Origin of the sequence: Vibrio sp. 10N.222.49.C12, assembly GCF_041475025.1 — a bacterium.
Classification (GTDB): Bacteria; Pseudomonadota; Gammaproteobacteria; order Enterobacterales; family Vibrionaceae; genus Vibrio; species Vibrio crassostreae_C.
The window spans coordinates 81,228-107,189 of sequence record NZ_JBFRVF010000048.1 but is presented as its reverse complement, the minus strand read 5'-3'; the positions used below and the strand labels follow the sequence as shown (position 1 = coordinate 107,189).

Annotated in this window: 23 protein-coding genes, 1 other RNA gene and 1 pseudogene; 16 read left to right on the top strand and 9 right to left on the bottom strand. The window is 44.1% G+C overall.

Features of this window, described 5'->3' with window-relative positions:
• Window positions 1-75: 75 nt before the first annotated feature.
• The gene (gene yfcC / locus AB4583_RS15195) at window positions 76-1,554 is read right to left on the bottom strand and encodes a putative basic amino acid antiporter YfcC (RefSeq protein WP_017071864.1); all 1,479 of its coding nucleotides are present in this window, start codon (window positions 1,552-1,554) and stop codon (window positions 76-78) included.
• 399 nt (window positions 1,555-1,953) lie between these two features.
• Between yfcC and AB4583_RS15190 the strand changes: the two genes are divergently transcribed.
• The gene (locus tag AB4583_RS15190) at window positions 1,954-2,496 is read left to right on the top strand and encodes a recombinase family protein (RefSeq protein ID WP_372118083.1); all 543 of its coding nucleotides are present in this window, start codon (window positions 1,954-1,956) and stop codon (window positions 2,494-2,496) included.
• Between the two features lie 84 nt (window positions 2,497-2,580).
• Complete coding sequence (locus tag AB4583_RS15185; protein ID WP_372118080.1) at window positions 2,581-3,438, top strand: hypothetical protein; 858 nt, start codon at window positions 2,581-2,583, stop codon at window positions 3,436-3,438.
• 73 nt (window positions 3,439-3,511) lie between these two features.
• Here the strand turns inward: AB4583_RS15185 and ssrA are convergent.
• Both ssrA and smpB read right to left on the bottom strand, forming a co-directional pair.
• Window positions 3,512-3,878: a transfer-messenger RNA gene (gene ssrA / locus AB4583_RS15180) on the bottom strand.
• Between the two features lie 66 nt (window positions 3,879-3,944).
• Window positions 3,945-4,430 (bottom strand): SsrA-binding protein SmpB, encoded by a 486-nt coding sequence (gene smpB, locus AB4583_RS15175; protein ID WP_004735156.1) that lies wholly within the window; start codon window positions 4,428-4,430, stop codon window positions 3,945-3,947.
• A gap of 119 nt (window positions 4,431-4,549) precedes the next feature.
• Here smpB and AB4583_RS15170 point away from each other — a divergent pair, with 119 nt between their 5' ends.
• A complete protein-coding gene (locus AB4583_RS15170; RefSeq protein WP_017069540.1) occupies window positions 4,550-4,978 on the top strand; it encodes an SRPBCC family protein in 429 nt (142 codons plus the stop codon).
• Window positions 4,979-4,981: 3 nt separating this feature from the next.
• Window positions 4,982-5,290, top strand: coding sequence for an RnfH family protein (locus AB4583_RS15165; protein ID WP_016796754.1), 309 nt, complete (start codon window positions 4,982-4,984; stop codon window positions 5,288-5,290).
• Between the two features lie 171 nt (window positions 5,291-5,461).
• Here the strand turns inward: AB4583_RS15165 and bamE are convergent, their stop codons facing one another.
• The 3 genes from bamE to nadK form a co-directional block, all read right to left on the bottom strand.
• Window positions 5,462-5,821, bottom strand: coding sequence for an outer membrane protein assembly factor BamE (gene bamE, locus AB4583_RS15160; protein WP_017069542.1), 360 nt, complete (start codon window positions 5,819-5,821; stop codon window positions 5,462-5,464).
• Between the two features lie 167 nt (window positions 5,822-5,988).
• Window positions 5,989-7,653 carry a DNA repair protein RecN gene (recN, locus tag AB4583_RS15155; protein ID WP_017059862.1) on the bottom strand — a complete coding sequence of 555 codons (1,665 nt, stop codon included), beginning with the start codon at window positions 7,651-7,653 and terminating at the stop codon, window positions 5,989-5,991.
• A gap of 280 nt (window positions 7,654-7,933) precedes the next feature.
• Window positions 7,934-8,818, bottom strand: a complete 885-nt coding sequence (nadK, locus tag AB4583_RS15150; RefSeq protein ID WP_136974100.1) for an NAD(+) kinase — start codon at window positions 8,816-8,818, stop codon at window positions 7,934-7,936.
• A gap of 143 nt (window positions 8,819-8,961) precedes the next feature.
• Between nadK and grpE the strand changes: the two genes are divergently transcribed.
• The 5 genes from grpE (at window position 8,962) to dnaJ (ending at window position 16,234) form a co-directional block, all read left to right on the top strand.
• Window positions 8,962-9,543: a nucleotide exchange factor GrpE gene (gene grpE / locus AB4583_RS15145; protein WP_017069543.1), complete on the top strand. Its 582-nt coding sequence runs from the start codon at window positions 8,962-8,964 to the stop codon at window positions 9,541-9,543.
• Window positions 9,544-9,931: 388 nt separating this feature from the next.
• A complete protein-coding gene (locus tag AB4583_RS15140) occupies window positions 9,932-11,206 on the top strand; it encodes a dicarboxylate/amino acid:cation symporter (RefSeq protein WP_371722135.1) in 1,275 nt (424 codons plus the stop codon).
• Window positions 11,207-11,463: 257 nt separating this feature from the next.
• Entirely contained in the window at window positions 11,464-12,501 is a 1,038-nt protein-coding gene (locus tag AB4583_RS15135; protein ID WP_017072010.1) for a polysaccharide lyase family 7 protein, read from the top strand.
• Window positions 12,502-12,887: 386 nt separating this feature from the next.
• The gene (gene dnaK, locus AB4583_RS15130; RefSeq protein ID WP_017067645.1) at window positions 12,888-14,801 is read left to right on the top strand and encodes a molecular chaperone DnaK; all 1,914 of its coding nucleotides are present in this window, start codon (window positions 12,888-12,890) and stop codon (window positions 14,799-14,801) included.
• Between the two features lie 284 nt (window positions 14,802-15,085).
• Window positions 15,086-16,234: a molecular chaperone DnaJ gene (gene dnaJ, locus AB4583_RS15125; protein WP_372118074.1), complete on the top strand. Its 1,149-nt coding sequence runs from the start codon at window positions 15,086-15,088 to the stop codon at window positions 16,232-16,234.
• A gap of 186 nt (window positions 16,235-16,420) precedes the next feature.
• On the opposite strand, the gene AB4583_RS15120 is transcribed toward dnaJ, so the two are convergent.
• The gene (locus AB4583_RS15120; protein ID WP_017068545.1) at window positions 16,421-16,852 is read right to left on the bottom strand and encodes a type IV pilin protein; all 432 of its coding nucleotides are present in this window, start codon (window positions 16,850-16,852) and stop codon (window positions 16,421-16,423) included.
• Window positions 16,853-16,954: 102 nt separating this feature from the next.
• Here AB4583_RS15120 and AB4583_RS15115 point away from each other — a divergent pair, with 102 nt between their 5' ends.
• The 7 genes and pseudogenes from AB4583_RS15115 to tadA all read left to right on the top strand — a co-directional run bounded on the left by AB4583_RS15115 (window position 16,955) and on the right by tadA (window position 23,870).
• The gene (locus tag AB4583_RS15115) at window positions 16,955-17,461 is read left to right on the top strand and encodes a GspH/FimT family pseudopilin (RefSeq protein ID WP_372118071.1); all 507 of its coding nucleotides are present in this window, start codon (window positions 16,955-16,957) and stop codon (window positions 17,459-17,461) included.
• Window positions 17,442-18,074: a PilW family protein gene (locus AB4583_RS15110; protein WP_372118116.1), complete on the top strand. Its 633-nt coding sequence runs from the start codon at window positions 17,442-17,444 to the stop codon at window positions 18,072-18,074. Before AB4583_RS15115 ends, AB4583_RS15110 begins: the two co-directional genes overlap by 20 nt.
• The gene (locus AB4583_RS15105) at window positions 18,071-19,375 is read left to right on the top strand and encodes a hypothetical protein (protein WP_017062784.1); all 1,305 of its coding nucleotides are present in this window, start codon (window positions 18,071-18,073) and stop codon (window positions 19,373-19,375) included. Before AB4583_RS15110 ends, AB4583_RS15105 begins: the two co-directional genes overlap by 4 nt.
• Entirely contained in the window at window positions 19,365-19,814 is a 450-nt protein-coding gene (locus tag AB4583_RS15100) for a prepilin-type N-terminal cleavage/methylation domain-containing protein (protein ID WP_017068542.1), read from the top strand. The genes AB4583_RS15105 and AB4583_RS15100 overlap by 11 nt, the downstream gene beginning before the upstream one ends.
• Before the next feature lie 298 nt (window positions 19,815-20,112).
• On the top strand, window positions 20,113-21,675 hold the full coding sequence (locus tag AB4583_RS15095; RefSeq protein WP_017059875.1) for an AbgT family transporter: 1,563 nt from the start codon (window positions 20,113-20,115) through the stop codon (window positions 21,673-21,675).
• Between the two features lie 214 nt (window positions 21,676-21,889).
• The gene (locus AB4583_RS15090) at window positions 21,890-23,179 is read left to right on the top strand and encodes a hemolysin family protein (RefSeq protein WP_017067641.1); all 1,290 of its coding nucleotides are present in this window, start codon (window positions 21,890-21,892) and stop codon (window positions 23,177-23,179) included.
• A gap of 86 nt (window positions 23,180-23,265) precedes the next feature.
• A pseudogene (gene tadA, locus AB4583_RS15085) lies at window positions 23,266-23,870 on the top strand (tRNA adenosine(34) deaminase TadA).
• A 61-nt stretch (window positions 23,871-23,931) separates the two neighbouring features.
• Here tadA and AB4583_RS15080 read toward each other — a convergent pair.
• Together AB4583_RS15080 and mltF are read right to left on the bottom strand one after the other, a co-directional pair.
• Complete coding sequence (locus AB4583_RS15080) at window positions 23,932-24,063, bottom strand: hypothetical protein (protein WP_017059878.1); 132 nt, start codon at window positions 24,061-24,063, stop codon at window positions 23,932-23,934.
• A gap of 316 nt (window positions 24,064-24,379) precedes the next feature.
• The gene (gene mltF / locus AB4583_RS15075) at window positions 24,380-25,948 is read right to left on the bottom strand and encodes a membrane-bound lytic murein transglycosylase MltF (protein WP_102394075.1); all 1,569 of its coding nucleotides are present in this window, start codon (window positions 25,946-25,948) and stop codon (window positions 24,380-24,382) included.
• Window positions 25,949-25,962: the final 14 nt, after the last annotated feature.

The following is a 25,962-nucleotide window of genomic DNA, read 5'->3' as shown; positions in this document are numbered from 1 at the left end:
TTGTTATTGAAAGCTGTGATTAAAAATGGGCAGTAAACTGCCCATTGAGATACACGTAAATATTGAAAGGCGCTGTTATGCAAAACCCAGCAGGTGAGCCGCAACAATAATAACGCTCGACAAGCAGAATAGCAGCACGATAAAGCGCCAGCAGAATTTTGCCCAATCACCCCAGTCAATGCGGCATACACCTAGTGTTGCCATCAAAGAAGCTGATGTTGGGACGATGATATTGGTAAAGCCATCACCTAGCTGGAATGCTAAAACCGCGACTTGACGAGTCACACCTGCTAAATCGGCGAGTGGCGCCATTAATGGCATCGTTAGAGCTGCCTGCCCTGATCCTGACGTTACAAAGAAGTTGAAAATAGCTTGGAAGGCGAACATCAGCCAAGCAGCCATCGCTTCTGGCAATGCACTAATCACACCGCCCGCACTGCTTAAGATTGAATTCAGTACGCTTGGCTCGGTTGCATCGCTGCCGCCGCCTAAAATCAGCAAGATACCTTTAGCACTACCCACAAGAATAGCGGGCGCTAGCATCACACTTGCGCCTTCCTTAAATGAATCGGCCATGTCGTTGATGGTCATATCATTTAATCGGAAAATAACACCGATTAAGCCAGCAACAAATCCCATAGTGAAAAACTGAGAGGCAATTTCAGGAATGTACCATGCGTGAACCACTACACCCCAAATAACCCAGGTCATGCTCGCTATCACGGTGAGAATCACCAACGTATCGCCGATATTCCAACGTGATTGAGTCAAGTCTCCTTGTTGCTTCTTGAAGTAAACATCACCAGCTTTACTGTAAGATTTCGAAGGGTCTTTCTTTACCGAATTCGCATACCACATCGTAAAAGCGATGCCGAGCGCGGTGAAGAAAACCCATAGAGCGATACGCACCGATGCTCCAGATAAGACAGGTACACCAGCAATGCCTTGGGCAACAGCAACAGAAAATGGGTTCATCCAAGAAGCAGCAAAACCAATCTGAGTCGCTACGTACGTCACCATTACCGTAGTAATACCATCATAGCCAATACGTACCATTAGCGGCACGATAATAATGGCAAAGGCGACGGCTTCTTCACCCATACCAAATACAGCCCCACCGAGCGAGAACAGTGCAAATAATACTGGAATGAAAAGAGATTGACTGCCCTTGGTTTTGTCTATGAGACGCAAGATACCGTTATCAATAGTACCTGTGCGCATCACAATGCCGAAAGCACCGCCAATCACAAGCATAAACATGATAACGCCGATTGCTGAACCCCACTTAGATCCAGACACTAAACCTTCAAATACGAAGTTCATTAAGCCGATATCACCACCGCTGGCGAATAGTCCGACAGTATTGTAAATCGGGTTGCCTTGGGGGTCGGTGTGATAGGCAAATGAAGCTGGATCTAGAACGGTACGAGTTTTCTCTGCACCATCAGAAACATAGCTGATGTCTTGTGTTTCAAACATGCCTGCAGGTATGACATATGTCATTGCAGTCGCAAGCAACGCGATAAAGAAAATTAGCACCAGAGTATCTGGCATTTTCCATGTCTTGTTTTGGATGGTATCCGATGTTGTGGTTGTCGTGCTCATTGTCAGTTTTTAGCTATAATTAAGATTGGCATAAAATATCACTAATTAAGCATATAATGTCAATTTTAAGTTGGTTTTTGGCTTGTTTGGTGGTGTTATGTTCTTGTTTTTGCGTGGCATGATGGTTTTTATTTTTAACTTGTTATTGCCTGGTTTTATTTAGAGGTAAAAAGTCCTAGCTCAGGTGCTTTTTAAGCAGTGCGGTAAGTTTCATAGCGCGACTCTGGATATATAAAAAACTATACCTTATGAGACTGTATCTAAGGTTGTCTCAAAAGCATTGACTTAGAGTTTTGATACATGTAATCACTGTAAGTGTTAAGAGGTTTTGAGACACTAGGAGTAAGCATGGCGAACGTAGGTTACATTCGAGTTAGTACAGCAGAGCAGTCCACCAGCAGACAGTTAGCTGATGTGCAGTTGGATAAGGTGTTCGAGGAGAAGGTGTCAGCCAAGACGGTAGACAGACCACAGCTACAGGCATGCTTGGAGTACGTTAGGGATGGAGATGTATTGCATGTTCATAGCCTAGACCGTATTTGTCGTAGCGGTGCTGGTGATGCTGTAGGGTTGGTGGAGCAGATGAATCAGAAAGGTGTATCAGTACAGTTCCACAAGGAAGGAATGAGATTCGATGGTGCTATGAGTGCAGCACAGAAGGGTGTGCTAGGGATACTGGCAGCAGTGGCGCAGATGGAAAGAGAGCTGATTAAAGAACGTCAGGCAGAAGGCATAGCAGCAGCCAAGGCAGCGGGTAAGCACATTGGTAGACCGAAAGCACAGGTGACGAAAGAGGATGTGCAGAAGCTATTGGATAGCGGTGTACCCAAAGCTAAAGCAGCCAAGGAACTAGGGATAGGTAGGGCTACATTGTATAGGCTAATCTCTTGATTAATAACAGCATAAAGCGATTGCTTGTGTGGTAATGTAAAAGGTCAGAGACACAATCCAGAGGTTTGATTAGTGAGCAGCTTGTTGAGTAACCTGTTTATCAAAAAATTAGCAGAAGCCCTGAAAATAAAAACGCCTCAAAGAATACCTAGGTCAGGAGTCGAGGGCGCTAAAGTTAATTGCTACTCAGTTTATGTTACGGATTCGGAAGGTAGCTATCTTGCAAAGGAAATAAAAGGCGAACACTTACATGTTCTAAAGTGGGATGAAGATAAACGAACACATGACAAAGAGAAGCTATTAAAGCTAACTGAAATTGACAATTGGAACTTTGAAATCAGCCACTATCACGGCTTGGTTACTCATACATACAAGTCAATTAACGAGTTCTTGTTAATTGATGCGACAGGTTTCTATAAGGTTCAGTCTAAGCTAGCGTTATGGAAGTATTCCATTCCAAAGTTTATCCATAGCAAGAGGCGACTGAAAAGACCAAGTAGAGAAAAGGCTTTGGAGGCAGCAATAGAACTAGTCAAAGATAATCACAATCTAACGTTTGATAGCTACCGCTTGTTGAACGGAATGTATGGTAGCTACACAATACTACATCCGCTATTTCCGACGTTAAAACAAGGGACGCATTTAGTCTTGATGTCATTGGCAGAGTCCGGTGAGCTACAGCAAGTTAATTCTTTTGACTTTAGGGTTAACGGTAAAGCGCTTTCAACGTTTGAGCATTTGCGAGAAGAGCGTGCTAAAGAGGAGCGTTCTAAAAGACAGGCTTCGATGATGTTGTGGTTAACTGTAGTGCTTGCATTTGCTGCACTGTTTCAATCGGGTCTTGTTAGAACAACACATTTTTCTAGCATCGATTGGCTCATGGAACCGCTGCAAGATTTCATTGGCTTGGTGAAAGAGTGGATAAAAGGTGTGGCACTTTAGTGAGGCACTTATACAAAAACAGCGCTATCCCAAAAGGCGCTAACCTATTGAAATAACGCTGTTTCCAAACGTTTGGTGGAGCTGGCGGGAGTTGAACCCGCGTCCAAAAATCATTCATCATTGGTACTACATGCTTAGTCGATCTTTAATTTCACCAGCAACCTGCGAACCGACACGCTAGTTAAAGGCTAACCTGAATTATAATTCGCGCTTTTCCTCTCAGGTGGGAGAAGCCACGCTAGCTAGTTTGGGTTTGATCTCTTATTGGTCCCCGTCTTACGAGCGGAAGCTAGGGTAAGAGAGCTCTGAGCAGGTTATTAAGCTGCTAGTGCGTAGTTTTCGTCGTTTGCGACTATTTTTTTGCGGCTTTTAACGTGGCCAACCGCCCCACGGCATGCACCTCAGACTTCAAAATTCCTGTCGAATCCTAAATCAGCCCCAAGTGTTATTTGCATAGTACCAGAAAAGCTTACCCTGTCTAGCACTGTGCGTTTAAGTGCTTAAAATTAACGCAAATTACTCTTCATAATTCGTGCTTTATCTCTCGCCCAATCTTTTTCTTTCATATCAGTACGTTTATCGTGCAGCTTTTTACCTTTCGCTACGCCAACTTTAATCTTCGCCCAAGAGCGAGACCAGTAAAGTGCGGTTGCGACAAGCGTCATGCCTTCACGGTTAATACGACCGATAAGGTTATCGAGTTCTTTTCTCGACATTAGTAGTTTACGGATGCGTGTTGGGTTCGCCACGATATGAGTACTCGCTTGAGTTAGCGGAGTGATCGTCATACCACTGATGAATGCTTCGCCATCTCGGATGTAGACGTAGCTTTCTGCGATATTGGTTTTGCCTTCACGTAGGGATTTTACTTCCCAGCCTTGTAGCTCAAGCCCCGCTTCTATCTCATCATCGATGAAATATTCGTGGCGAGCTTTCTTATTAAGCGCAATGGTATTACTACCGGCTTTTGATTTTGATTTATTCTTTGCCATAATGGCCTCATTATACGGATTGCACCCTAGTTGGGGAATCCTTTTTATTTGCGCTCTGGCCCAATACAATTAAAATTGCAGTTTGTGTTAATGTAACGCTGTCTTTAACAGGAGTCTATATGCCAAAGGTTACTCGTTCAGCATTAGTGTCGTTTAGTGCCGACCAGATGTTCAACTTGGTCAATGATGTTGCTCGTTATCACGAGTTTTTGCCAGGGTGTTCTGGTTCACGTGTGATCGAATCTTCAGATTCAACTATGGTGGCTTCGGTTGATGTCTCTAAAGCTGGTATCAGCAAAACATTTACCACATCGAACCGCTTAGCGGATGGTGCTGAGATCTTGATGGAGCTGGTAGATGGCCCGTTTAAGAAGCTGGAGGGGGGCTGGTATTTCACTCCTCTAGACGACCAAGCATGTAAGGTTGAACTTAAACTAGAGTTTGAATTTTCTAGTCGAATGATTGAAATGGCATTTGGCAAGATTTTCAATGAACTGACAAGCAATATGGTCAGTGCATTTACTCAACGAGCGAAACAGGTTTACTAAGCCATGACTATTGAATCAGATATGATCCACGTAGAAGTTGTGTTTGCGCTTCCACATGAGCAGCGTGTATTTACCTTAGTGGTAAATAAGAACGCGACCGTTGAAGAGATTATTGCGCAGTCTGGTGTTTTAGAGTTGTATCCAGAAATCGACTTGGCGAAAAATAAAGTTGGCGTATACAGCCGCAACGTTAAGTTAGATGCAACCGTTCGAGATAAAGATCGTATCGAAATTTATCGAGCACTGTTAGCCGATCCAAAAGAAATTCGCCGTAAGCGTGCTGAACAAGCGAAAGCGGCGGCTAAATCGTAATACCAAACAAATTTGAATGATAAAGAAGCTCGCATTAGCGAGCTTTTTTTCATCTGTTTGTTAGACAATACAGTTTACAGTCTCATTTGTTAGCAGATATTAAAAAGCCTGCTCATATGAGCAGGCTTTTGCGATTCTTGCTTTTGACTGGAAAGCTTTGTTAGTTGAAAGCTAGCGAAGGCTTTCGAAGAATTCATCACTGGCTTCAAAATCACCATTGATCGTCACTAAGGTGCCCGTTGCATCAAAGTTAACAACAAGATTTTTTTGAATCGAGTCTTCATGGCCTTTTGTGTGGTGGTAAATGTAGTACCACGTATCTGGGTAGCCATTTTCGATAAGCATAGGTGAGCCCATAACGTAACGAACTTGTGTTTTTGTCATGCCAAACTTGAGCTGATCGACAGCTTCCTGTTCAACATAGTTACCCTGATCGATGTCAATTCGATAAACCAACTTCTCTAATAGAGAGCAACCGGTCAACATTGTTAGTGCAAGTGGAACTGCAACTAACCACTTTTTAATTCGCATAGTTTGAGATCTTTCTTCGCTAAAATACTGCCTGATAATAAACAAGCTCCAGCAAGAAGTAAAAAGCTCCTTGCGCTTTGAGCTTGTTATGACTGGCAATTTTGAATTAAGTTGCAAAATTGCCAAGAATTTTCGGTAAATTATCAGAAAGTTGCTGAATATGTAACCTATGCTGCGATTAATAACTCTTTTGCATTGGCAAGCGTCGATTCGGTAATCTGGCTGCCACCAAGCAGTCGAGCAAGCTCTGAAACGCGTTGTTGCTCATCAAGCGTGTGCATTTGAGTCTCGGTTTTACCTGATTTCGTGTTCTTCGCTACAAAAAGTTGTTGGTGACCGCAACCGGCAACTTGAGGTAAGTGAGTCACGCACATAACTTGTGTCGATTCGCCCAGCTTACGTAGCATTTTTCCGACAACCGCAGCGGTTGGTCCACTGATACCCACATCGACTTCATCGAAAATCAGGCTTGGTGTATCCACTTTTTGCGCTGTGATCACCTGAATCGCCAGTGAGATTCGTGATAACTCACCACCAGAGGCCACTTTCGCAATCGGCTGCATTGGTTGGCCTGGGTTGGTCGAAACAATGAAGGTCACGTTATCCATACCCAATGGAGAAGGGTGTGTGTTGGTGTTGTTCACTTCAATGGCAAACTGCGCTTTTTCCATGCTCAGTTCGTGCATGCTTTGCGTGATCAGCTTGTTGAGCTCTTTTGCGTAACGAGTTCGAGATTTATGAAGCTTCTCTGATTTAGCAACGAACGATTGGTATTGGTTTTCTACCTCGTTGGCCAGTTCTTCCAATTTTTCATCAGAGCAATCAAGCGCTTCAACTTGTTGTAGTAAGTCTTGATGGTGCTTATACAGCTCTTCAGGTAACACGTGGTGTTTACGAGACATCGACATCACTTTAGAGAAACGCTCCTCAACGTAAGCCATACGACCGGGATCAACATCAATGCTGTCTAGGTAGGTTCTTAACTCGTTGTTGGTCTCTTCGATCTGAATAATGGCTTCAGAAAGCAAGTTCGGTAACTCGGCCAATCTTTCATCTAGCTCAGCTAACTGAATTAAGGAGTTATTGGCCGATTGCAGAATACCAAGCGCATTAACTTCTTCGCCTTCATAAATAAGCTCGATAGCTTGCTGACAGGTTGTGGCCAGTTCTCCGCTATTGGAGAGGCGCTTATGCTCTTGTTCGAGGTCTTCATATTCTTCCTCCCCAATAGACAGCTCATTTAACTCTTTGATTTGGTATTCAAGAAGTTGTTTTTGAGCTTGGTTTTGCTGGCTATTCTCACGTAACTCTTTTAAGTGGTTATCCGCTTGTCGCCATGCTTGGTAAGCATTACGTGTCGATTTCAATAGGTTCAAGTGGCCTGCGTATTGATCAAGCATGGCCATTTGATAATCGCTTTTCATCAACTGGTGATGCGCGTGTTGACCATGGATGTTGATCAACAGTTGTCCAAGTGATTTCAATTGCGAAAGAGGGACAGGGCTACCGTTGATGAATGCACGAGAACGACCTTCTTTTGAGATGGTTCTGCGCAGGATGCACTCACTGCCATCAAGCAATTCGTTGTCTTCTAACCAGCGGGTTGCATGCAGATTGTTCTCAAGTAAAAAAGCGGCACTGACTTCGGTTTTTTCTTCACCTTGTCGAACCATTCCTGCATCGGATCTTCCCCCAAGACATAAGCCTAAAGCATCGATAGCGATAGATTTACCCGCACCAGTTTCCCCGGTGATTGTTGTCATGCCTTTAGATAGTTCTAGCTGTAAAGACTTAACAATAGCGAAATTATTAACACTTAAATGAGCCAGCATTTTTATTTACCTGTATAACTGAACAATACTGTATATAAGCTCAGTATATACTGTTTCTTTATACAGTAAAGTCGACAGGTGAAAATTTTTTGCGATAGATCTCAGAATGGAACTTGTCTGTAGATAACTGAAAGCAATATAGATTCCCAACTCACTCGTTCCTCCCTCTTGGGAATGACTGTGTGATGGGTTGGCGTGAAGATATAGATGGTGGGCTTTTAATCGGCCATAAAAAAGGCTGACGAATGTCGTCAGCCTTTCAAAATTATTCACTATTTACTTAAAACAGCTTACTCGACCAGCCTAGCTTGTTACGTAGGACATGGTAGTAATTGTAGTCTTTAGGGTGGATCAGCTTGAGCACATTTGGGCTTTGGTAAATGTGAATCTCATCGCCAGGAGAAACAGGCAGTGAGATTTGACCATCGCAGCTCACCTCCTGAGTTCCACGGTTATCAGGCGATACGATAAGCTTAATACGACGCTTGCCATCCACCACTAATGGGCGGCTTGAAAGGGTATGCGGGAACATTGGCACGAGTGAGATAGCATTTAGGCTTGATGACAGGATAGGGCCGCCGCCGGAAAGCGAGTAGGCGGTAGAACCTGTCGGTGTTGAGACGATTAAGCCATCAGAGCGCTGTGAGAAGGCGAAGCTGTCATCGATATACACTTCGAACTCGATCATGTGAGCAACTTGGCCGGGGTGCAGTACAGCCTCATTAAGTGCTGCATTGTGGCTTTTTACCTGGCCGTGACGATGAATTTCCGTTTCAAGTAAGAAGCGCTCTTCTTCCATGAACTCGCCTTTGAGTACATCAGTAAGCGCACTCTGGAAGTTTTCAGGGTTGAGATCGGTTAGGAAACCAAGATTGCCTCGGTTAACACCAATCACTGAAATGTCGAAACGTGACAAGATTCTAGCGGCACCGAGCATATTTCCGTCACCACCGACCACAATGGCGAGATCGGCGCGTTTACCTAATTCAATCAGGCTAGAAAAATGTTCTTTTGGGATGTCGTCTAAAATAGTTGCGAGTCTGTCATCAACAAACACTTGATAACCCTCAGCACTTAACCACTGATAGAGCTCTCTATGAGTCTGAATTGCTTGCTGATCTCGAGGTTTACCGATAATGGCGATGACTTCAAATGGCTTTTTCATAACGTTTCCAAACGAATTAGGCTTGAATCAAAATTCTTCATCCCCATAATAAAGGCAAGTTGAACGTCTATGCGAGTGTTTTATATCAATTTGGGGCGCAAACACGCCTGTCACTTGCATTGAAAACGAATTCTGGAGATATCATGAGCAACGAAGAAAACAAAGTAACCGAAGCAGAGCTAGATCAGATCATCGCTGAAGCTGAGAAAGTTGAAGAAGCTGAACTGAATGAAGACGCTGCTGATGAGCAGGAAGCAAAAATCGCTCAACTGGAAGCTGCACTGCTTTCTAGTGAATCTAAAGTGAAAGAGCAGCAAGATTCTGTTCTTCGCGCGAAAGCTGAAGTTGAAAACATGCGTCGCCGTAGCGAACAAGAAATTGATAAAGCGCGTAAATTCGCTTTGAACAAGTTTGCTGAAGGTCTGCTTCCTGTAATCGACAACCTAGAGCGTGCAATGCAAGCAGCAGACGCTGAAAACGAAGTGGTTAAGCCACTGTATGAAGGTGTTGAGCTAACGCACAAAACGTTCGTAGACACAGTTGCTAAGTTTGGTCTTAAAGAGATCAACCCTGAAGGTGAAGCGTTCAACCCTGAATTCCACCAAGCGATGTCTATTCAAGAAAGCCCAGATCACGAATCGAACACGGTTATGTTTGTGATGCAAAAAGGCTACGAACTAAACGGTCGTGTGGTTCGCCCAGCGATGGTTATGGTTGCTAAGTAATGACGAATTACGTTGCCAAGTGATTGACTGGTGCATTGACTGAGTTAGTCGCAGCGACAAAATAAATCACTGGTTTGCGTAAAATAAAAAGAGAGGTATAGGCCTCTCTTTTTTTGTGCCTATAACTTGAGAGTCCACGTAAATAAGCATCAAAACCGCATTAAGAATGTCGTTCTTTTTATTTCATTCAGATCAGCGATTTAGAGTTTTGTGTTATGAAACTTGTTGTGATTGAGTAAATGTTTTGATGTCACATTTGTGATGTTTTTGTAAATAAATACTTTTAATTGTTATCTTTGTATGTAAAATCCACTGCCATATAGCGATTTTGGTCGCATATATAACTATAAAAGTACAAATTTCAAACACAACAAACTGGAGAAGAACGATGGATAAATCGCTCTCAAGTAAAATTTTTGTAGGCTTGTTCGCCGGTCTACTTATTGGTACTGCTATTCAGTACCTATTCAGCGGTATTGCTATTTTTGATACGTATCTACTTGGCGCTGCCGAAGGTGCTGGTGGTATGTTCGTATCACTTATCAAATTGCTTGTAGTTCCTCTTGTTTACGTATCTATTGTTTGCGGTATTGTTGAGCTAAAAGATATTCGTTCATTTGGTCGTCTTGGTGGTAAAACCTTTGGTCTTTACATTATTAACACCATCATCGCGATTTCAGCAGCGCTAACGATTGGTCTTATTTTCCAACCAGGTGCAGGTGCGAACCTTGCGGGTACGGTTTCTGAGACAATTGCGCTTACAACAACTGAAACACCAGACATCTTCTCTCTTGTTGTTAACATCGTTCCTAGCAACCCTGTAGAAGCGTTCGCAAGCGGCGACATGCTACAAATCATCTTCATGGCAATTTTGACAGGTCTTGCTATTCAAGCGCTTGATTCTCGTGGTGGCCCAGCTATCAAGACATTCAAGATGGCTAACGAAATCATGATGAAGCTTATCGGCCTAGTAATGAGCTTGGCGCCTTACGGTGTATTTGCTCTGATGATTCAACTGGGCGCAACACTGGATGCAGACACGCTAATGTCAGTTGCTGGCTATGTGGCGCTTGTGGTTGCAATGCTTGTGTTCTGGATTTTCTTCTTCTATCCAATGATGGTTGGTTCATTCACTGGTATTTCTCCAAAGCAGTTCCTACGTGCAACTCGTGAGCAAGTTCTATTCTCACTATCTACAGCAAGTTCGAATGCAACAATCCCAGTAACAATGCGTACTCTTACTGACAAACTAAACGTATCTAAGTCAGTAGCAGGTTTCGGTGTACCACTAGGTGCAACAATGAACATGTCTGGTGTATCTATCTACATCGCACTAGCAACTATGTTCGTAGCAAACGCGTTTGGTCAGCCAATCAACACTGCTGATATCTTCACTCTTGGTCTAACTATCCTGCTACTGTCTATCGGTGCTGGTGGTGTTCCTGGTGGCGGTGTTGTGATGGTAGGTGTTCTATTGCACCAACTAGGTTTACCACCAGAAGGTCTAGCGATTGTTGCTGCTGTTGACCGTATCTGTGACATGTTCTGTACTTCTTCAAACGTAGTGGGTGACACAGCGGTGAACACTATCGTTGCTAAATCTGAAAACGAAATTGGCGTTGAAGCTAACGAAGAAGCTGAGCTGCAAAAAGCAGAAGTTTAATTCTTAATTAAGACTCAATAACTGCGAAGCCCCGCTCAACCAGAGCGGGGCTTTTTTGTTTCTGATGATAAGTGTTTTGGGCTATCTGATAACTTGGCTAAAAATATCTTTGATTGGTGTTAAGTCTCATTTTTTCTTTTTACTCGTGCCGAATTGGCCATCAGTTTTCAATCTTTAATATAGATCACATATAATAATACAATATTATTTTATTGTTCTGACAACCTACATTATGACGACATAAAGGAAACCCAATAATGAAGCTGTCTTACCTTAGCCTACTGACTGCCAGCCTTTTAGCCGCTCCCGCTCTTGCTTCTAATCACGATATTGGTCAACAGTTCAATCTTGACCCTGCAAAAGCACCAGCACAAAACTTCGATTTATCTAAATGGAAAATTAACTTACCGGAGCTGACGACTGAAGGGTCTAGAAAAGGTAAAACGCTGGAGATTGGTAAAAAGGAACTGTCGAATGTAGACACGCCTTACGTTCACCCTAAATGGTTCTACACGGATGCTGAATCTGGTGCGATGGTGTTTGTGGCTCCGAATACAGCTCCAACGACGCCAAACAGTAAAAACACGCGTAGTGAGCTAAGAGCGATGCTAGCGGATAGCTACTCTGCGCCGAGCAACAACTTCGCGATTTCAAGCCATAAGAACGCGGAAGAGTTTGGCTCTATTGGCGGCCAAATGACGGCGACGCTTTCTGTCGATCAGGTGAGTACCAGTGGTAACTACAATAAAACAGGCGCATTTTCAGTCGTCATCGGGCAAATTCACGGCTCGGACAATGAACCTCTTAAAATTGTTTACCGTAAACTACCAGAGCATGAGCATGGTTCATTAACATGGAACTACGAGCTCAACCCGCCGACAGAGATGAAAAACGCGAAGGATGAAAACGGAAAGAAACTTCGTAAAGACATTCGCCATGATGTATTTGGTCAATACAATCTGAAAAAAGGCAGCTCGGACCCTGCTGATGGCATCAAGCTAGGTGAAGTGTTCTCATACGATGTGAATATCAAAGATAACATCATGCACTTAACCTTTACTAAGAATCCAAACTCAGCCGATCCTATTGTGAAGACGTATGATGTTGATTTGGCCAAGGGTAAGTATCAGGGGCATGATATCGACCTTGGTTATGGACAGGACTGGATGTACTTCAAGGCGGGCGCATACAATCAATGCAACACTAAGAAGTCGAGCTCAGCCTGTGAATGGCGTGGTATGGAAGCGGGTGATTACACTCAAGCGAGCTTCTACCAGTTAGTGCTCAACCAATAATATGGCTGAATCAGTCACCATTTGAACAATATTTAACTGATTAATATCTATTTGAAAAAGACCTTCCACATGAAGGTCTTTTTTTATGGCATCTGGAATAGGGTTGAGGTTTCAATGTGGCGACAAATGCGAGAGTTTCTCAACATTGGAGCCTTAATTGGCAAGGGATCGGTCACTTTTTACCTTTATGTAAAAAGATACGGGAAAAAATAGATTTTTTTTACTTATTCCCTTGAAAACCAGTTTGCAGCCCTTATCTATGGTGCATACGAAAGCAAATTACATTTGCACTTTAATTTTGTGTATTAGGGTTGATTCCCTGATTACCACCCCCACATATGTGGGTATAGCAAAAACTTAATAGAAAATATTTCGGAGATGGCCTGATGGGTAAAATCATTGGTATTGATTTAGGTACTACTAACTCTTGTGTTGCTGTTCTTGACGGCGACAAACCACGCGTAATTGAAAATGCTGAAGGCGAACGCACAACAGCATCAGTAATCGCATACACAGAAGGCGAAACGCTAGTTGGTCAACCTGCAAAACGTCAAGCTGTTACTAACCCTCAAAACACACTGTTCGCTATCAAGCGTCTAATCGGTCGTCGTTTTGAAGATGAAGAAGTTCAACGCGATATCGAAATCATGCCTTTCAACATTGTTAAGGCTGACAACGGTGATGCATGGGTTGAAGCGCAAGGCCAAAAAATGGCTGCTCCTCAAGTATCTGCTGAAGTTCTTAAGAAAATGAAGAAAACAGCTGAAGACTTCCTAGGCGAAGAAGTAACTGGCGCAGTAGTAACTGTTCCTGCTTACTTCAACGATGCTCAACGTCAAGCAACGAAAGATGCTGGCCGTATCGCTGGTCTAGATGTTAAACGTATCATCAACGAACCAACTGCTGCTGCTCTAGCTTACGGCCTAGACAAGCAAGGTGGTGATCGCACTATCGCTGTATACGACCTTGGTGGTGGTACATTCGATATCTCTATCATCGAAATCGATGAAGTAGAAGGCGAGAAGACTTTCGAAGTTCTTTCAACTAACGGTGACACTCACCTTGGTGGTGAAGATTTCGATAACCGCATGATCAACTACCTAGTAGATGAGTTCAAGAAAGAGCAAGGTATCGACCTTAAAGCTGATCCACTAGCAATGCAGCGTGTTAAAGAAGCAGCAGAAAAAGCGAAAATCGAGCTTTCTTCTACTACTCAAACTGACGTAAACCTACCTTACGTTACTGCTGATGCGACTGGTCCTAAGCACATGAACATCAAAGTGACTCGTGCGAAGCTTGAGTCTCTAGTTGAAGACCTAGTTCAACGTTCTCTTGAGCCACTAAAAGTAGCTCTAGCAGATGCTGACCTATCTGTAGGCGAAATCACTGACGTTATCCTAGTTGGTGGTCAAACTCGTATGCCTATGGTTCAAGCTAAAGTAACTGAATTCTTCGGTAAAGAGCCACGTAAAGACGTGAACCCTGACGAAGCTGTTGCAATGGGTGCTGCTGTTCAAGGTGGTGTACTAGCTGGTGACGTTAAAGACGTTCTACTACTAGACGTTACTCCTCTATCTTTCGGTATCGAAACGATGGGCGGCGTGATGACTAAGCTTATCGAGAAAAACACAACTATCCCTACTAAAGCGGATCAAGTGTTCTCTACAGCTGAAGACAACCAAAACGCAGTAACTATCCACGTTCTTCAAGGTGAGCGTAAGCAAGCGACTTACAACAAGTCTCTTGGTCAGTTCAACCTAGAAGGTATCCAACCAGCACCACGTGGCATGCCACAAATCGAAGTAACATTCGACCTAGATGCTGATGGTATCCTGAACGTATCTGCTAAAGATAAAGCAACAGGTAAAGAGCAGAAGATCACTATCCAAGCATCAGGCGGCCTGTCTGAGGAAGAGATCGAAGCAATGGTACAAGAAGCAGAAGCTAACAAAGAAGCGGACAAAAAGTTCGAAGAGCTAGTAACTGCACGTAACCAAGCTGACCAAATGATTCACGGCACTAAGAAGCAAGTAGAAGAAGCTGGTGAAGCTTTACCTGCAGACGAGAAAGCTAAAATCGAAGCGGCTATCACTGCACTAGAAGAAGTTAAGTCTGGTAACGATAAAGAAGCTATCGACGCTAAAGTTCAAGAACTTATGCAAGCAGCTCAAAAGCTAATGGAAATTGCTCAACAGAAAGCTCAAGCTGAACAAGCTGGTGCTGACGCTGGTGAACAACCTAAGCAAGACGACGATGTTGTAGACGCTGAGTTTGAAGAAGTTAAAGAAGACAAAAAATAATTTCGTCGCAGAGTAGCCTGATTTCGTTATCGGAAGTGTCCACCTACTAACGTAGGCTCCGCGCTTCCACTTAGGACTCAAGCTATCTGCTTAGAAATTTGTCTCAAAGACTTATTATTGCGGGCGTCAGAGGTAACTCTCACGCCCGTAAATTTGTATTTAGACTTGTCGATCTAGATAATAGCTTTATTCGGCATTTCAGCCGGCAGAACTTTTATCTAGATTGATACACAGACTACTGAAGTGATCATTCGGTAGTAGCAATTATTTTGGTGACCTAGAACATGTCAAAACGTGATTTTTACGAAGTATTAGGCGTAAGCCGCGATGCATCAGAGCGCGATATTAAAAAAGCGTACAAACGCTTAGCGATGAAATTCCACCCGGACCGTAACCAGGGTGATGAGACCGCAGCAGATAAGTTTAAAGAAGTAAAAGTAGCGTACGAGATCCTAACCGATTCTCAAAAGAAAGCAGCTTACGACCAATACGGTCATGCAGCCTTTGAACAAGGTGGCATGGGCGGCGGCGGTGGTTTCGGCGGCGGTGGCCAAGGTGACTTCGGCGATATCTTCGGTGACGTATTTGGCGACATCTTCGGCGGCGGTCGTCGTGGTGGCGGTCAACAGCGTGCACAACGTGGTTCAGATCTACGTTACAACATGGAACTTTCTCTAGAAGAAGCGGTTCGTGGTGTTTCTAAAGAAATCGAAGTACCAACACTTGTAGAGTGTGATAGTTGTGACGGCAGCGGCGCGAAAGCGGGTTCTTCTGCACAAACGTGTGGCACTTGTCATGGCCACGGCCAAGTACAAATGCGCCAAGGTTTCTTTGCGGTTCAACAGACTTGTCCTACTTGTAACGGTAAAGGCAAGATCATCAAAGACCCATGTAACTCATGTCATGGTCAAGGTCGCAAACAGAAGACGAAAACACTTAACGTTAAGATCCCTGCTGGTGTTGATACTGGCGATCGTATTCGTCTATCTGGCGAAGGCGAAGCGGGAGAGCACGGCGCTCCAGCTGGCGATCTGTACGTACAAGTACACGTAAAAGAGCACAACATCTTCGAACGTGACGGCAACAACCTTTACTGCGAAGTACCAGTAAGCTTCTCTATGGCTGCTCTAGGCGGTGAAGTTGAAGTTCCAACACTGGATGGTCGTGTAAACCTTAAGGTACCAGAAGAGACACAAACGGGCCGTATGTTCCGTATGCGTGGCAAGGGCGTGAAAGGCGTTCGTGGTGGCGGTGTGGGTGATCTAATCGTTAAGCTAGTGGTTGAGACTCCAGTTAAGCTAAGCGCTCGCCAGAAAGAATTACTGCGTGAATTCGAAGAAACCTGTGGTGGTGAAGCGGCAAGCAAGCATAAGCCAAAGTCTGAAGGTTTCTTTAGCGGCGTTAAAAACTTCTTCGATGACCTAACTAAGTAATCAATTTATTGATGTCTTAGGTTATTGATGCCTTGAGTTTTTAATGATTTAAGTTATTGATAAAGTTGGAAAAGCCTGCTCGTTTAGCAGGCTTTTTTGTATCTGTAGATCAGGGGAAAAGAAGCTCGAGAAGAAAGAGTCGAGATTTATCAGATAAATTCTAGAGCCCTTTGGTGGTTGCTCTTGTTACTTCCAACACGTTTCTGGCTCCGAAATGCCCGAGTGGTGCAATTCCAACTTATCGGTATTCGAGTCAAAACATTCATCATTTACTTGCTGCGAAAGCGGTTCCGCTTGAATTGAATAGGTGGTGCTACTCGCAGAGATCGCTAGCGTGTATCGGCTAGTATCGGTATCGCAAAACAAGCATGTCCCTCCTGAAATAATATTCTCCGCTGCCGACGCATAGTTCCCTGTGTATAGAGTTTCTATCTCCAGTTGCATCTTGGTTAAGTCGGCCATCGCTGTAACTCGATGTGCCTTGATAACATGGTTGGTATAACTTGGATACGCAATGGCGCCGAGTATCCCCACGATGGCGACAGCGATCAATAATTCGATCAATGTCATCCCTCTCATGCTTATGTTGTTGCTGTTGCATATATTTTTTCGAATCATCGCGAGTAGTTTCCTTTCATAACCCAGTACATTCTTCTCCGGTGGTAGCATCGCTGCAAGATTAAATACGGTTACGCACTGAATTACATAGGAATTTGGGAAATGACTCGCGGGTTTACGCTTCTAGAGCTGCTGATTACGGTCGTGGTACTTTCAGTACTGCTGGCTGCTGCTGCCCCGAGTTTTAGTTCGGTTACTGAAACCGTAAAGATGCAGCGACTCGCCGGAGAGTTGAATGGTTTTCTCATTCAAGCCAAGTCTGAATCGGTTAAAAGGAACCAAGATCTGTGGATGCATTTCTCTATGGATAAAAATGAGGTGCAATCTACCGGAGAGTGGACTGTGCGGTTAAAGCCTACGGAGGATCTTTCTGGAGAAACATTACTGATGTTGTCAGGCGAACCGTTTCGAGATGTCTCGTTTTCTCATAACTACACAGGCGCAAGAATTAGCTTTGAGAGTGTGAGAGGGCGGCCAGCCAGAGGGACGATTTATCTTTCTCCAAACACAGCGTCCACAGACAGATTGTTGGTTAAATTATCTAGCCCTCCAGGGCGAATTAAGGTGTGCGGTGAGTCGAGTGCGCAGTATGGCTATGATGCGTGTTAGACCGATTGTGGTAGCGCCTAGTAAACAGCAAGGCACATCATTAATTGAGTTAATGGTGGCGTCTGTGATTGGTGTGTTTGTGATTTCGATTATTGGCAGTGTCTTTATAACAGGGCAGAGAATTGCCAAAGACAAAGGCATTGAATTATTGCTGCTACAAAATCTAACAAGCACCATGCAGGTCATGAAAGAGGATATCCAACGAGCGGGTTACGATGGTTCAAACGGTTACTCAATCAAGTTATCTGGCGCGAGTAACACCATCCAAGTGAGTGGCGGTGTGGCGGTGGGTTTTGTTTACTTCCGAGAGGGCTCAAGCGCAAGTAAAGAACATCGAAATATCGTTTACAGAAAAAATGGAACCAAACTGCAAATATGTGAGAAGGGCACCACTGTATCGGAGGCAATTCCTACATTTCATGAGGTTACTGGATGTTACTCACTGTTCGATGACAACCTCATTGATGTTGATGAGTTCAGCATTAATTCCCAAGTATTGGAGCAGAATTCTATCAAGAGCACGCTCACTGATATCAGTATTACGGCGTCAATCCCAACCGCAGGTGTTTCCAAATCTGTTTCGGTTTCCGTTAAGCAGAGGAACTGGCAATGATGATATTTAAAAAGCAGCGTGGTGTGGTGACGTTATTGATTACGTCAGTGCTTTTAATTGGTGCTTTAGTGGTGACATTAGGCACGTATCGCAGTGTATTCCATCAAATTAAAGTCGCACAGAATGAAGTGCAGGGCAGACAAGAACACTGGCGATCGGAAGGAGGCTTGGAGTGTGGCTTCACTTACATCGCTGAAAATGATCTGACAGCTATTCCCAATGATTTAATGGATTATTGTCAGCAGTCGAAAGTCGTTACGTTGGGATCAGAAGCACTCACGCCAAATATATTGGTGTCGAGTTCTGAGTCTTTATCGCTGAACAAAGAGATTAGTTTTGTAGACGCTTCGGGATTAGGAGTAATGCAAACCAATTCGAGTTTAGAATTTATTTCTGATCACAATATCGATATTAATCCTGATATTGCTCTTACTGCTGTTGATGGTATTAACGAGTGTGTATCGGTTCGATTTTTAGATAGTGTTATCTATAAGCAAAAGGGAGGAGGACGTTTGAAGACCATTACTCCAGAGTCACCTCCTTTTTCTACGTTTGAGTCTTGCCAACAAACCACCAATATTAGCAATGATGCAACCATCGACTCCGTTGGGGCGCTGCCTTCAAACTCTTTTCAATCAGATTTCAAATTCGATCCGGATATCGATACGTTCTCTAATTATTTTGGCGTGCCAAAGACGTCAGAGAACATTGACCAAATTAAGCTTGATTATCATGTTATAGACCTTATTGATCGGACAGTTGTCCCCCCTAAGCATATTGACTTGGTTGATGGTGAATATGAAGGAAATAAGTGTAGCAAAGCCATTAATGATGCCTTTTCAAGTGGGGAGAATAAGGTATGGGTTATAGGTGATTGCGTCGTTTATTCACCTGCGATTAATGTAGTTGAACCTATCCCAGGGGTTATTACGCCTCGCTCTTTAGTGATTCAGGACGGCATCGTTGCGAATGGTAACGCGAGCGTATTTGACGGGGCTTTTTATCATCTAAATGATATGACCGTATTCGATAACACTAACTCTCCCGATACTGATACCGACCTACTGAGTGGTTTGTGGGCTAAAGTTCCAGATACAATTCCTATTACTGATTTAGTACAGAGTAATTCGGTTTATATTGGATTTGCTTCTTTTTTCCCTAAAGGAGGGATGTTCTTTGATTCCGTTGGTGGGTTATCGACAATTCAGGGTTCAATCAATTTGGATTATACCGGTGAATACAACCCTCATAGCACTCCTTTAAAAGCGAAGTGGAAGCGAGGATCATGGAATGATTTCTAAGAACTCAGGTTTTAGCTTGATAGAGGTTCTTATCTCTTTTCTGTTGATTGGCGTTGCCTCACTAGGGCTGGTTAAATTGCAGATCTACGCTGAACAAAAATCGGATTTTGCGCTCCACAGCGTAGAGGCGCTGCATTTTGCTGAAAGGCAGATGGAGTATTATCGAACTCGGGCGTCTAATGCGAGTGGGGCGGTAGGTTTAATTCCTTTTTCAGAACTAAATCAGGCGAGTCATTGTCTCAACACAGCAAGTTCAGATCCTTTATCCGGTTTGTCGGGGTCTGCCTATGCCATGACTTGTGAAGTCACTAATGCAAACGGTGCTCTGTCTAGCGCATTAAAAAGCATTACTGTCACAATTGCATGGCAAGATCGTATGAACCACGCACAAAGTATTTACCTCGAAACTATGCTCTCCAAATACAGTGAGTTTGATTGACCCTCAAGCAAACGTTTACTGCATGCCAAGGCTCATGCTACCCCTTTTACTGATAATTTTCACTCCTCGGACATTGTTTACGTGCTAGTTAAAACTCTGTATATGGAGTGGTGTTTTTTATGTTTTTATATTGTTGTGGTTGTATGGTATTTTTGCAAAATATGTCTCCATTTATGGAAAATCAGGTGGAATCTTGTGCTTTTTAACAACGACTTTAATAGAATATGTGCTGTACCAATAGGCCGTGGTCAAAACTTATATTAGGCCTAAACAAAACAACATCACATATGGAGTTACAATGAGTAACCAAGCCGTAAAAAAAGCACCATCGACTGAGAAGATCAGTGGTATGGACCGCTTTCTAAACTTCATTGAACGCGCCGGCAACAAAATTCCAGATCCAGCAATCCTGTTCTTCTGGGCTCTAGTTATTGTATGGGTAGCATCTGCACTTTTATCGAATCTTTCATTCGACTTAATCAACCCTCAAACGGGTGCTGCTCTTGAAGTAAACAACCTACTAACTGGTGAAGCGCTTGCTAGCTTCCTAGCGAATATGGTTACCACGTTCACAGGCTTCGCACCTCTAGGCATCGTACTTGTTGCTATGCTAGGTGTTGGCGTTGCAGACTCTTCAGGCTTCATTACGACTGGCCTTAAGAAGATGCTTAACTTCACGCCAGCTAAGCTACTAACGCCGATGCTAATCTTGGTTGCTATCGTGTCTCACACAGCAGCTGATGCAGGTTACGTTCTAGTAATCCCTCTTGGCGGTATCATCTTCCACGCTGCGGGTCGTCACCCCCTAGCGGGTATTGCAGCAGCGTTTGCTGGTGTATCAGGTGGTTTCTCAGCGAACTTTATCCCTTCAGGTATTGATCCGCTACTAGCTGGTTTCACTCAAACAGCGGCAAACGTTCTTGACCCTGCATATGTGATCAACCCTCTAGCGAACATCTTCTTTACTGGTTTGTCTTCAATTCTAATTGTGGCAATTGGTTGGTACGTTACAGAGAAAATTATCGAGCCTCGTCTTGCTAATACGCCTGTAGATGAAGATGCAGAACAAGCACCTGATCTAGGTACGTTCACAGCCATTGAATCTAAAGCATTCAAATTCGCTGGTTGGGCAATGGTTGCCGGTATTGGTCTGCTTATCGCGGCTCTAATGCCTGAAAACTCAGCACTTCGTTCACCTGAAGGCGAATTAACGGCGTTCTCAGCACCAGTAATGAAGTCTATCGTTCCTCTGATCTTCATCCTGTTTATTATTCCGGGTATCGTCTACGGCCGTGTAGCGGGTACATTCAAGAATAGTAATGATGTTATCAAAGCAATGTCTGAGACGATGGCAACGATGGGCGCATACATTGTAATGTCGTTCTTCTGTGCTCAGTTCCTATCTGCATTCGCTCAATCAAACATCGGTACTATGCTGGCACTTTACGGTGCTGAAGGCTTGAAAGCGATGGACCTTCCAGGTGAAGCAACGGTTGTTGGTATGATTCTACTAACGGCTGCAGTTAACCTTCTTGTTGGTTCTGCTTCAGCTAAGTGGGCACTGATTGGTCCTATCCTAGTTCCAATGCTAATGGTTGTGGGTATCTCTCCTGAGCTATCTCAAGCGGCTTATCGTGTAGGTGACTCAGTGTCTAACATCATCTCTCCACTAATGGTGTTCTTCCCACTGGTTGTTGTTTACTGTCAGCGCTACGTTAAGTCGACAGGTATCGGTACTCTAGCTTCTCTAATGATGCCATTCTCGATTGCGATGTTAATCGGTTGGTCTATCTTCTTGCTAGCTTACTGGGCTCTTGGTATCCCACTAGGTATCCAAGCACCTTACACTTACACAATGTAAGATTGAACTAAGCAAAACTAAGCTTTATTCATTGCTAAGCCCGCACCGAAATGTGCGGGCTTTTTTTCGCTATTTTTTCCGTTTTTTATATCCAAGGTTTTTATATCCAAAACTTTCTATATCCAAAACTTTTTATATTCAAAATAAAGGCACTCAGCTTATACTCCGGATTACGGCTAATTGTTGGCCGGTAAATTTAGGAAATCCAAGCCACATGAAAATTCTGCTTTTAGTAGGGTTAATTGTTTTAAATGGTCTGTTTGCCATGTCTGAGATTGCATTGGTAGCAGCAAAAAATAGTCGGCTGAAACGCTTAGCCGAAAAACACCGCTCCGCTCAGGTTGCTCTTGATCTCAAAGAAAACCCAACCCGCTTCCTCTCTACAATCCAAATCGGTATCACGGTAATCGGCCTACTCAGCGGGATTGTGGGTGAGGCGACGCTATCGGCTCCACTAGCCGTTCAACTTGAACTGTGGGGACTAGACCCAACACAAGCGAACATCTTGTCTACTGCGGTTGTGGTGGTAGGTATTACTTATTTCGCTATCGTTGTCGGTGAGTTGGTACCAAAGCGTTTTGCTCAGTCTCAAGCTGAAAACATTGCTGTGTTAGTCGCGCTGCCAATCTTCTGGTTATCTAAAATCGCGACGCCGTTTGTGTTTGCGTTGTCGGCTTCAACGGAAGGTATTCTTAAGTTGATGGGCCGAGGCGGTGAAGAAGATAGCGTTACCGAAGATGATATCCATGCACTTGTGAAAGAGGGCTCAGAATCGGGTGTGATTGAACGCGGCGAACAAGAGATGATTCGTAATATCTTGCAGCTTGATGATCGTCTTGTGAGCTCATTGATGACTCCGCGTCGAGACATCGACTTTCTGGATGTCGACCAACCCGTTGAGCAGATATTAAAGAAACTGCGTTCATCAAAGCACAGTGTGTTTCCATTGTGCCAAGATCACCTCAATAAAGTGGTGGGTACAGTGTCAGCCAAAGCCTTGCTGAATCAGGCGGGCAATCTAAGCATTCAAGTGATCATGGGGCTGTCTCGCTCGCCGATCTATGTTCCAGAATCGATGAAAGCTCTGCGTTTACTTGGCTACTTTAAAGAGTCGGGCACCGAGATGGCATTCATTGTCGACGAGTATGGCGATGTTCAAGGTCTTGTGACTCATTACGATATTCTTGAGGCGATTGCTGGCGAGCTATCGAATAATCCGAACGATCTTTGGACCGAGCAAGTGGAAGACGGTTTGTTGGTGGATGGATTGATTCCTATCAGTGAACTGAAAAACCGTTTAGAGCTATCGGATTTTGAGGGCGAAAGCGAGAGCTTCCAAACGCTGAATGGCCTTGTGACATGGTTAATAGGGCGCTTACCGGATGCAGGCGAAGTTGTTCAATACCAGCAGTGGCAGTTTGAAATTATCTCTGTTGAGAACAATCGCATTGTGAGTATCAAAGCGACGCCAATAGCCGATGACATAGAAGACGCTAATAGCTAACAGTTCGACCAACCAGCAAGCGGCAATGGTTCATTGTCTGTTGTTGTCTATTACCTCTTTATTGTTCATTATCTCTAAGATTAGGTATGCTTCACCGCATACCTATTTTCGTTTTTATCCTTTGTTTCTGGAGTTCCCTTTGTCAGACCATCAATTCACCCCTCAAGATGAAATCTTCATGCGACGCGCCATCGAGGTGGCTACGCAAGCAGAGAGCGAGGGAGAGGTTCCTGTTGGTGCAGTATTAGTAAAAGATGGGGAGATTATCTCTGAAGGATGGAACCGTTCGATTGGCAGCCACGATGCTACGGCACACGCAGAAATTGAAACCTTGCGTAAAGCCGGTCAAACTTTAGAAAACTATCGGCTACTCGATACCACTTTATACGTTACGCTAGAGCCTTGCCCAATGTGCGCAGGTGCCTTGCTACACAGCCGAGTAAAGCGCATTGTGTTTGGTGCTCCAGACTTAAAAGCAGGCGCTGCAGGTACAGTGTTGAATTTGTTTGAAAGCCAGGCCTCATACCACTATGCCGACGTTGAACATGGTTTGTTAGAGGAAGAGTGCCGTGAGCAATTACAAGCGTTTTTCAAGCGTCGTAGAAAAGAGATAAAAGAGAAGCGAAAGCAAGAACGTCTGTTGGAAGAGCAGCGTTTAGAAGCAGAGATGAAGGCTGGCAATAAGAAATAGCAGCGTACTTTCGGCACTCTCTATCGCAAGAGTGCCAAGCAAACTGACTGAGTAACTACATTTACTCAGCAATCATCTGCATGAAAGCGCGATTGCGCCAAATGATCTTCTTCTTATTATTTGAAAGCATACGCTTACGACGGTTTGCAGCAACGGTCTTATCAAGGCGTTTCGATTTCAGTTTCTTCATCATTTCAATGATTTCCTATTTGTCGTCTGACTTTTTAGTTTGGACTAACGATTTAATTATAGTGTTATTCGTTTGTTTGGCCTGTCGCACGCTTGGCTTAAATAGAAGAGCAGTTCTAGTCTAAAGCCAGCATTGCAGTGCAACAGAGCATAATCTTGATTGTGGTGTGCCGTTATAAGGTTCGATTGTTACTGCAATATGACACTCTAGATCTCATCATCATTTTCTTGCCTGCTTCCCTTATCCCTTAGTGACGAAAGAATAGTCGAAAAAAGACAATAAAAAAGAGCAATGCTAGATGGCATTGCTCTTTTGGGTTTTACTGTGAAGGCTCAGAACTGCTTACTGTCGACTGAGCTGCGCTGATACTCGATTCAGCACCTGAGGTTTCTAAAGGTGGGATCACCACCAAACCTTCAAGGGTCGCTTCTTGTTCTTTATTGCGCTTATTTACATGGCCAATAATGCTTTGGTAATAACGGCGAATGTTTTCAACGTAGTTTCTCGCTTCATCACCACGCGCATACCCATATCGAGTTTGGCTGTAGTACTTCTTCTGTCTTAACAGAGGCAATCTGTCTTTCACATCGCCCCAAGCATCAGGATCTCCTCCTTGTGCCTTCGTGAGGCGACGCGCGTCCATCATGTGCCCGTAACCGACATTGTATGAAGCAAGTGCAAACCAGATCTTTTCGTGTTGAGTGATTGAATCTGGTACTCGGTTCACGATACGACGCAGGTACTCAACACCGCCTTGTACCGACTGGTTCGGGTCGAGACGGTTGGTTACCCCAACACTCTTCGCGGTGGGCAGTGTCAACATCATCATGCCACGAACACCCGTTGGTGAGCGCGCAACAGGGTTCCAGTGTGATTCTTGGTAGGCCAAAGCGGCAATCAAGCGCCAATCAAATTCTTGAGAGTACCTTTGAAATAGCGGCGACCATTTTGGCAACTTGCTGTCCAGTGCGCGGATAAAGGCACGAGTATCAACGTAGTCAAAAGTGCCGATGTGGCCGATGTATTTCTCTTCTAGTGAAGCCAGTTCACCAGACTGTTTTAGGTTACCGAAGAACTCAATCAGCAAAGCATACAGGCTTTCATCTTCCGATCTATTTAGGTACCAAGAGATAGGTTGGTCTTCTGTCAGCTCAAATGCCAAGGCAACATCTGGGTACAAACGTTGCGCCAGTGATAGCTCGATAGAGTCGGCCACTGTGAATAAACGTTCGCCTGTTGATACTTCTTTGAGCAGGTCGTTGATATCAGCATTGCCGACCGCATCATAGATAAAGTCATCGTGTGTTTTCTGCAGCTGCTTTAGTGTTGGCTCAAAGTGTGAGTCTTTCACCACAACCAAAGATGGCGTTAATGTGTCAGTAGACGCCGCCTCTTCTGATTCAGTTTGTGCTTTAACAAAGTCAACCTGACGCTCATTCTCGAAATTGATCAGTTGTTCAAGGTTTCTCGGTCGCCACTGGCCTTTTTTGTATACGACCTGTTGGCTTACATAGTAATAAGCAGGTGCGGCGCGATAAGCTCGTGTCAGTTTGTTGTTTTGCGTTAAGCCGGTCGCGATAAGATCGATTTCGCCTTTCTGCAGTGCAGGGAACAAGCCAGACAAACGGTAAGCGGGTTTAACCTCAAGCTTTACACCAAGCTCCTGCGCAAATTCACGAGCTAATTCGTAATCCAAGCCAGCAGGACCATCAGGACCGATGTAATAAGAGAGTTGGTTATTTAGGGTGCCGACACGAAGAACGCCACGATCTCGTATCTGCTCAAGGACACTTTTAGGTTCAGATTCAATCTGGCATCCAGCCAACCCAAATAGGGCGATGGCGAGCAGAAGGAACTTAGACGAAAAGATGAGCGTAAATTTAGGCATCAAAATGAAATCTC

Coding starts and splice junctions, on each gene's coding strand:
- yfcC (WP_017071864.1), bottom strand. CDS start 1,554: ATGCCAGATACTCTGGTGCTAATTTTCTTTATCGCGTTGCTTGCGACT.
- AB4583_RS15190 (WP_372118083.1), top strand. CDS start 1,954: ATGGCGAACGTAGGTTACATTCGAGTTAGTACAGCAGAGCAGTCCACC.
- smpB (WP_004735156.1), bottom strand. CDS start 4,430: ATGGCAAAGAATAAATCAAAATCAAAAGCCGGTAGTAATACCATTGCG.
- AB4583_RS15170 (WP_017069540.1), top strand. CDS start 4,550: ATGCCAAAGGTTACTCGTTCAGCATTAGTGTCGTTTAGTGCCGACCAG.
- AB4583_RS15165 (WP_016796754.1), top strand. CDS start 4,982: ATGACTATTGAATCAGATATGATCCACGTAGAAGTTGTGTTTGCGCTT.
- bamE (WP_017069542.1), bottom strand. CDS start 5,821: ATGCGAATTAAAAAGTGGTTAGTTGCAGTTCCACTTGCACTAACAATG.
- recN (WP_017059862.1), bottom strand. CDS start 7,653: ATGCTGGCTCATTTAAGTGTTAATAATTTCGCTATTGTTAAGTCTTTA.
- nadK (WP_136974100.1), bottom strand. CDS start 8,818: ATGAAAAAGCCATTTGAAGTCATCGCCATTATCGGTAAACCTCGAGAT.
- grpE (WP_017069543.1), top strand. CDS start 8,962: ATGAGCAACGAAGAAAACAAAGTAACCGAAGCAGAGCTAGATCAGATC.
- AB4583_RS15140 (WP_371722135.1), top strand. CDS start 9,932: ATGGATAAATCGCTCTCAAGTAAAATTTTTGTAGGCTTGTTCGCCGGT.
- AB4583_RS15135 (WP_017072010.1), top strand. CDS start 11,464: ATGAAGCTGTCTTACCTTAGCCTACTGACTGCCAGCCTTTTAGCCGCT.
- dnaK (WP_017067645.1), top strand. CDS start 12,888: ATGGGTAAAATCATTGGTATTGATTTAGGTACTACTAACTCTTGTGTT.
- dnaJ (WP_372118074.1), top strand. CDS start 15,086: ATGTCAAAACGTGATTTTTACGAAGTATTAGGCGTAAGCCGCGATGCA.
- AB4583_RS15120 (WP_017068545.1), bottom strand. CDS start 16,852: ATGATTCGAAAAAATATATGCAACAGCAACAACATAAGCATGAGAGGG.
- AB4583_RS15115 (WP_372118071.1), top strand. CDS start 16,955: ATGACTCGCGGGTTTACGCTTCTAGAGCTGCTGATTACGGTCGTGGTA.
- AB4583_RS15110 (WP_372118116.1), top strand. CDS start 17,442: ATGGCTATGATGCGTGTTAGACCGATTGTGGTAGCGCCTAGTAAACAG.
- AB4583_RS15105 (WP_017062784.1), top strand. CDS start 18,071: ATGATGATATTTAAAAAGCAGCGTGGTGTGGTGACGTTATTGATTACG.
- AB4583_RS15100 (WP_017068542.1), top strand. CDS start 19,365: ATGATTTCTAAGAACTCAGGTTTTAGCTTGATAGAGGTTCTTATCTCT.
- AB4583_RS15095 (WP_017059875.1), top strand. CDS start 20,113: ATGAGTAACCAAGCCGTAAAAAAAGCACCATCGACTGAGAAGATCAGT.
- AB4583_RS15090 (WP_017067641.1), top strand. CDS start 21,890: ATGAAAATTCTGCTTTTAGTAGGGTTAATTGTTTTAAATGGTCTGTTT.
- AB4583_RS15080 (WP_017059878.1), bottom strand. CDS start 24,063: ATGATGAAGAAACTGAAATCGAAACGCCTTGATAAGACCGTTGCTGCA.
- mltF (WP_102394075.1), bottom strand. CDS start 25,948: ATGCCTAAATTTACGCTCATCTTTTCGTCTAAGTTCCTTCTGCTCGCC.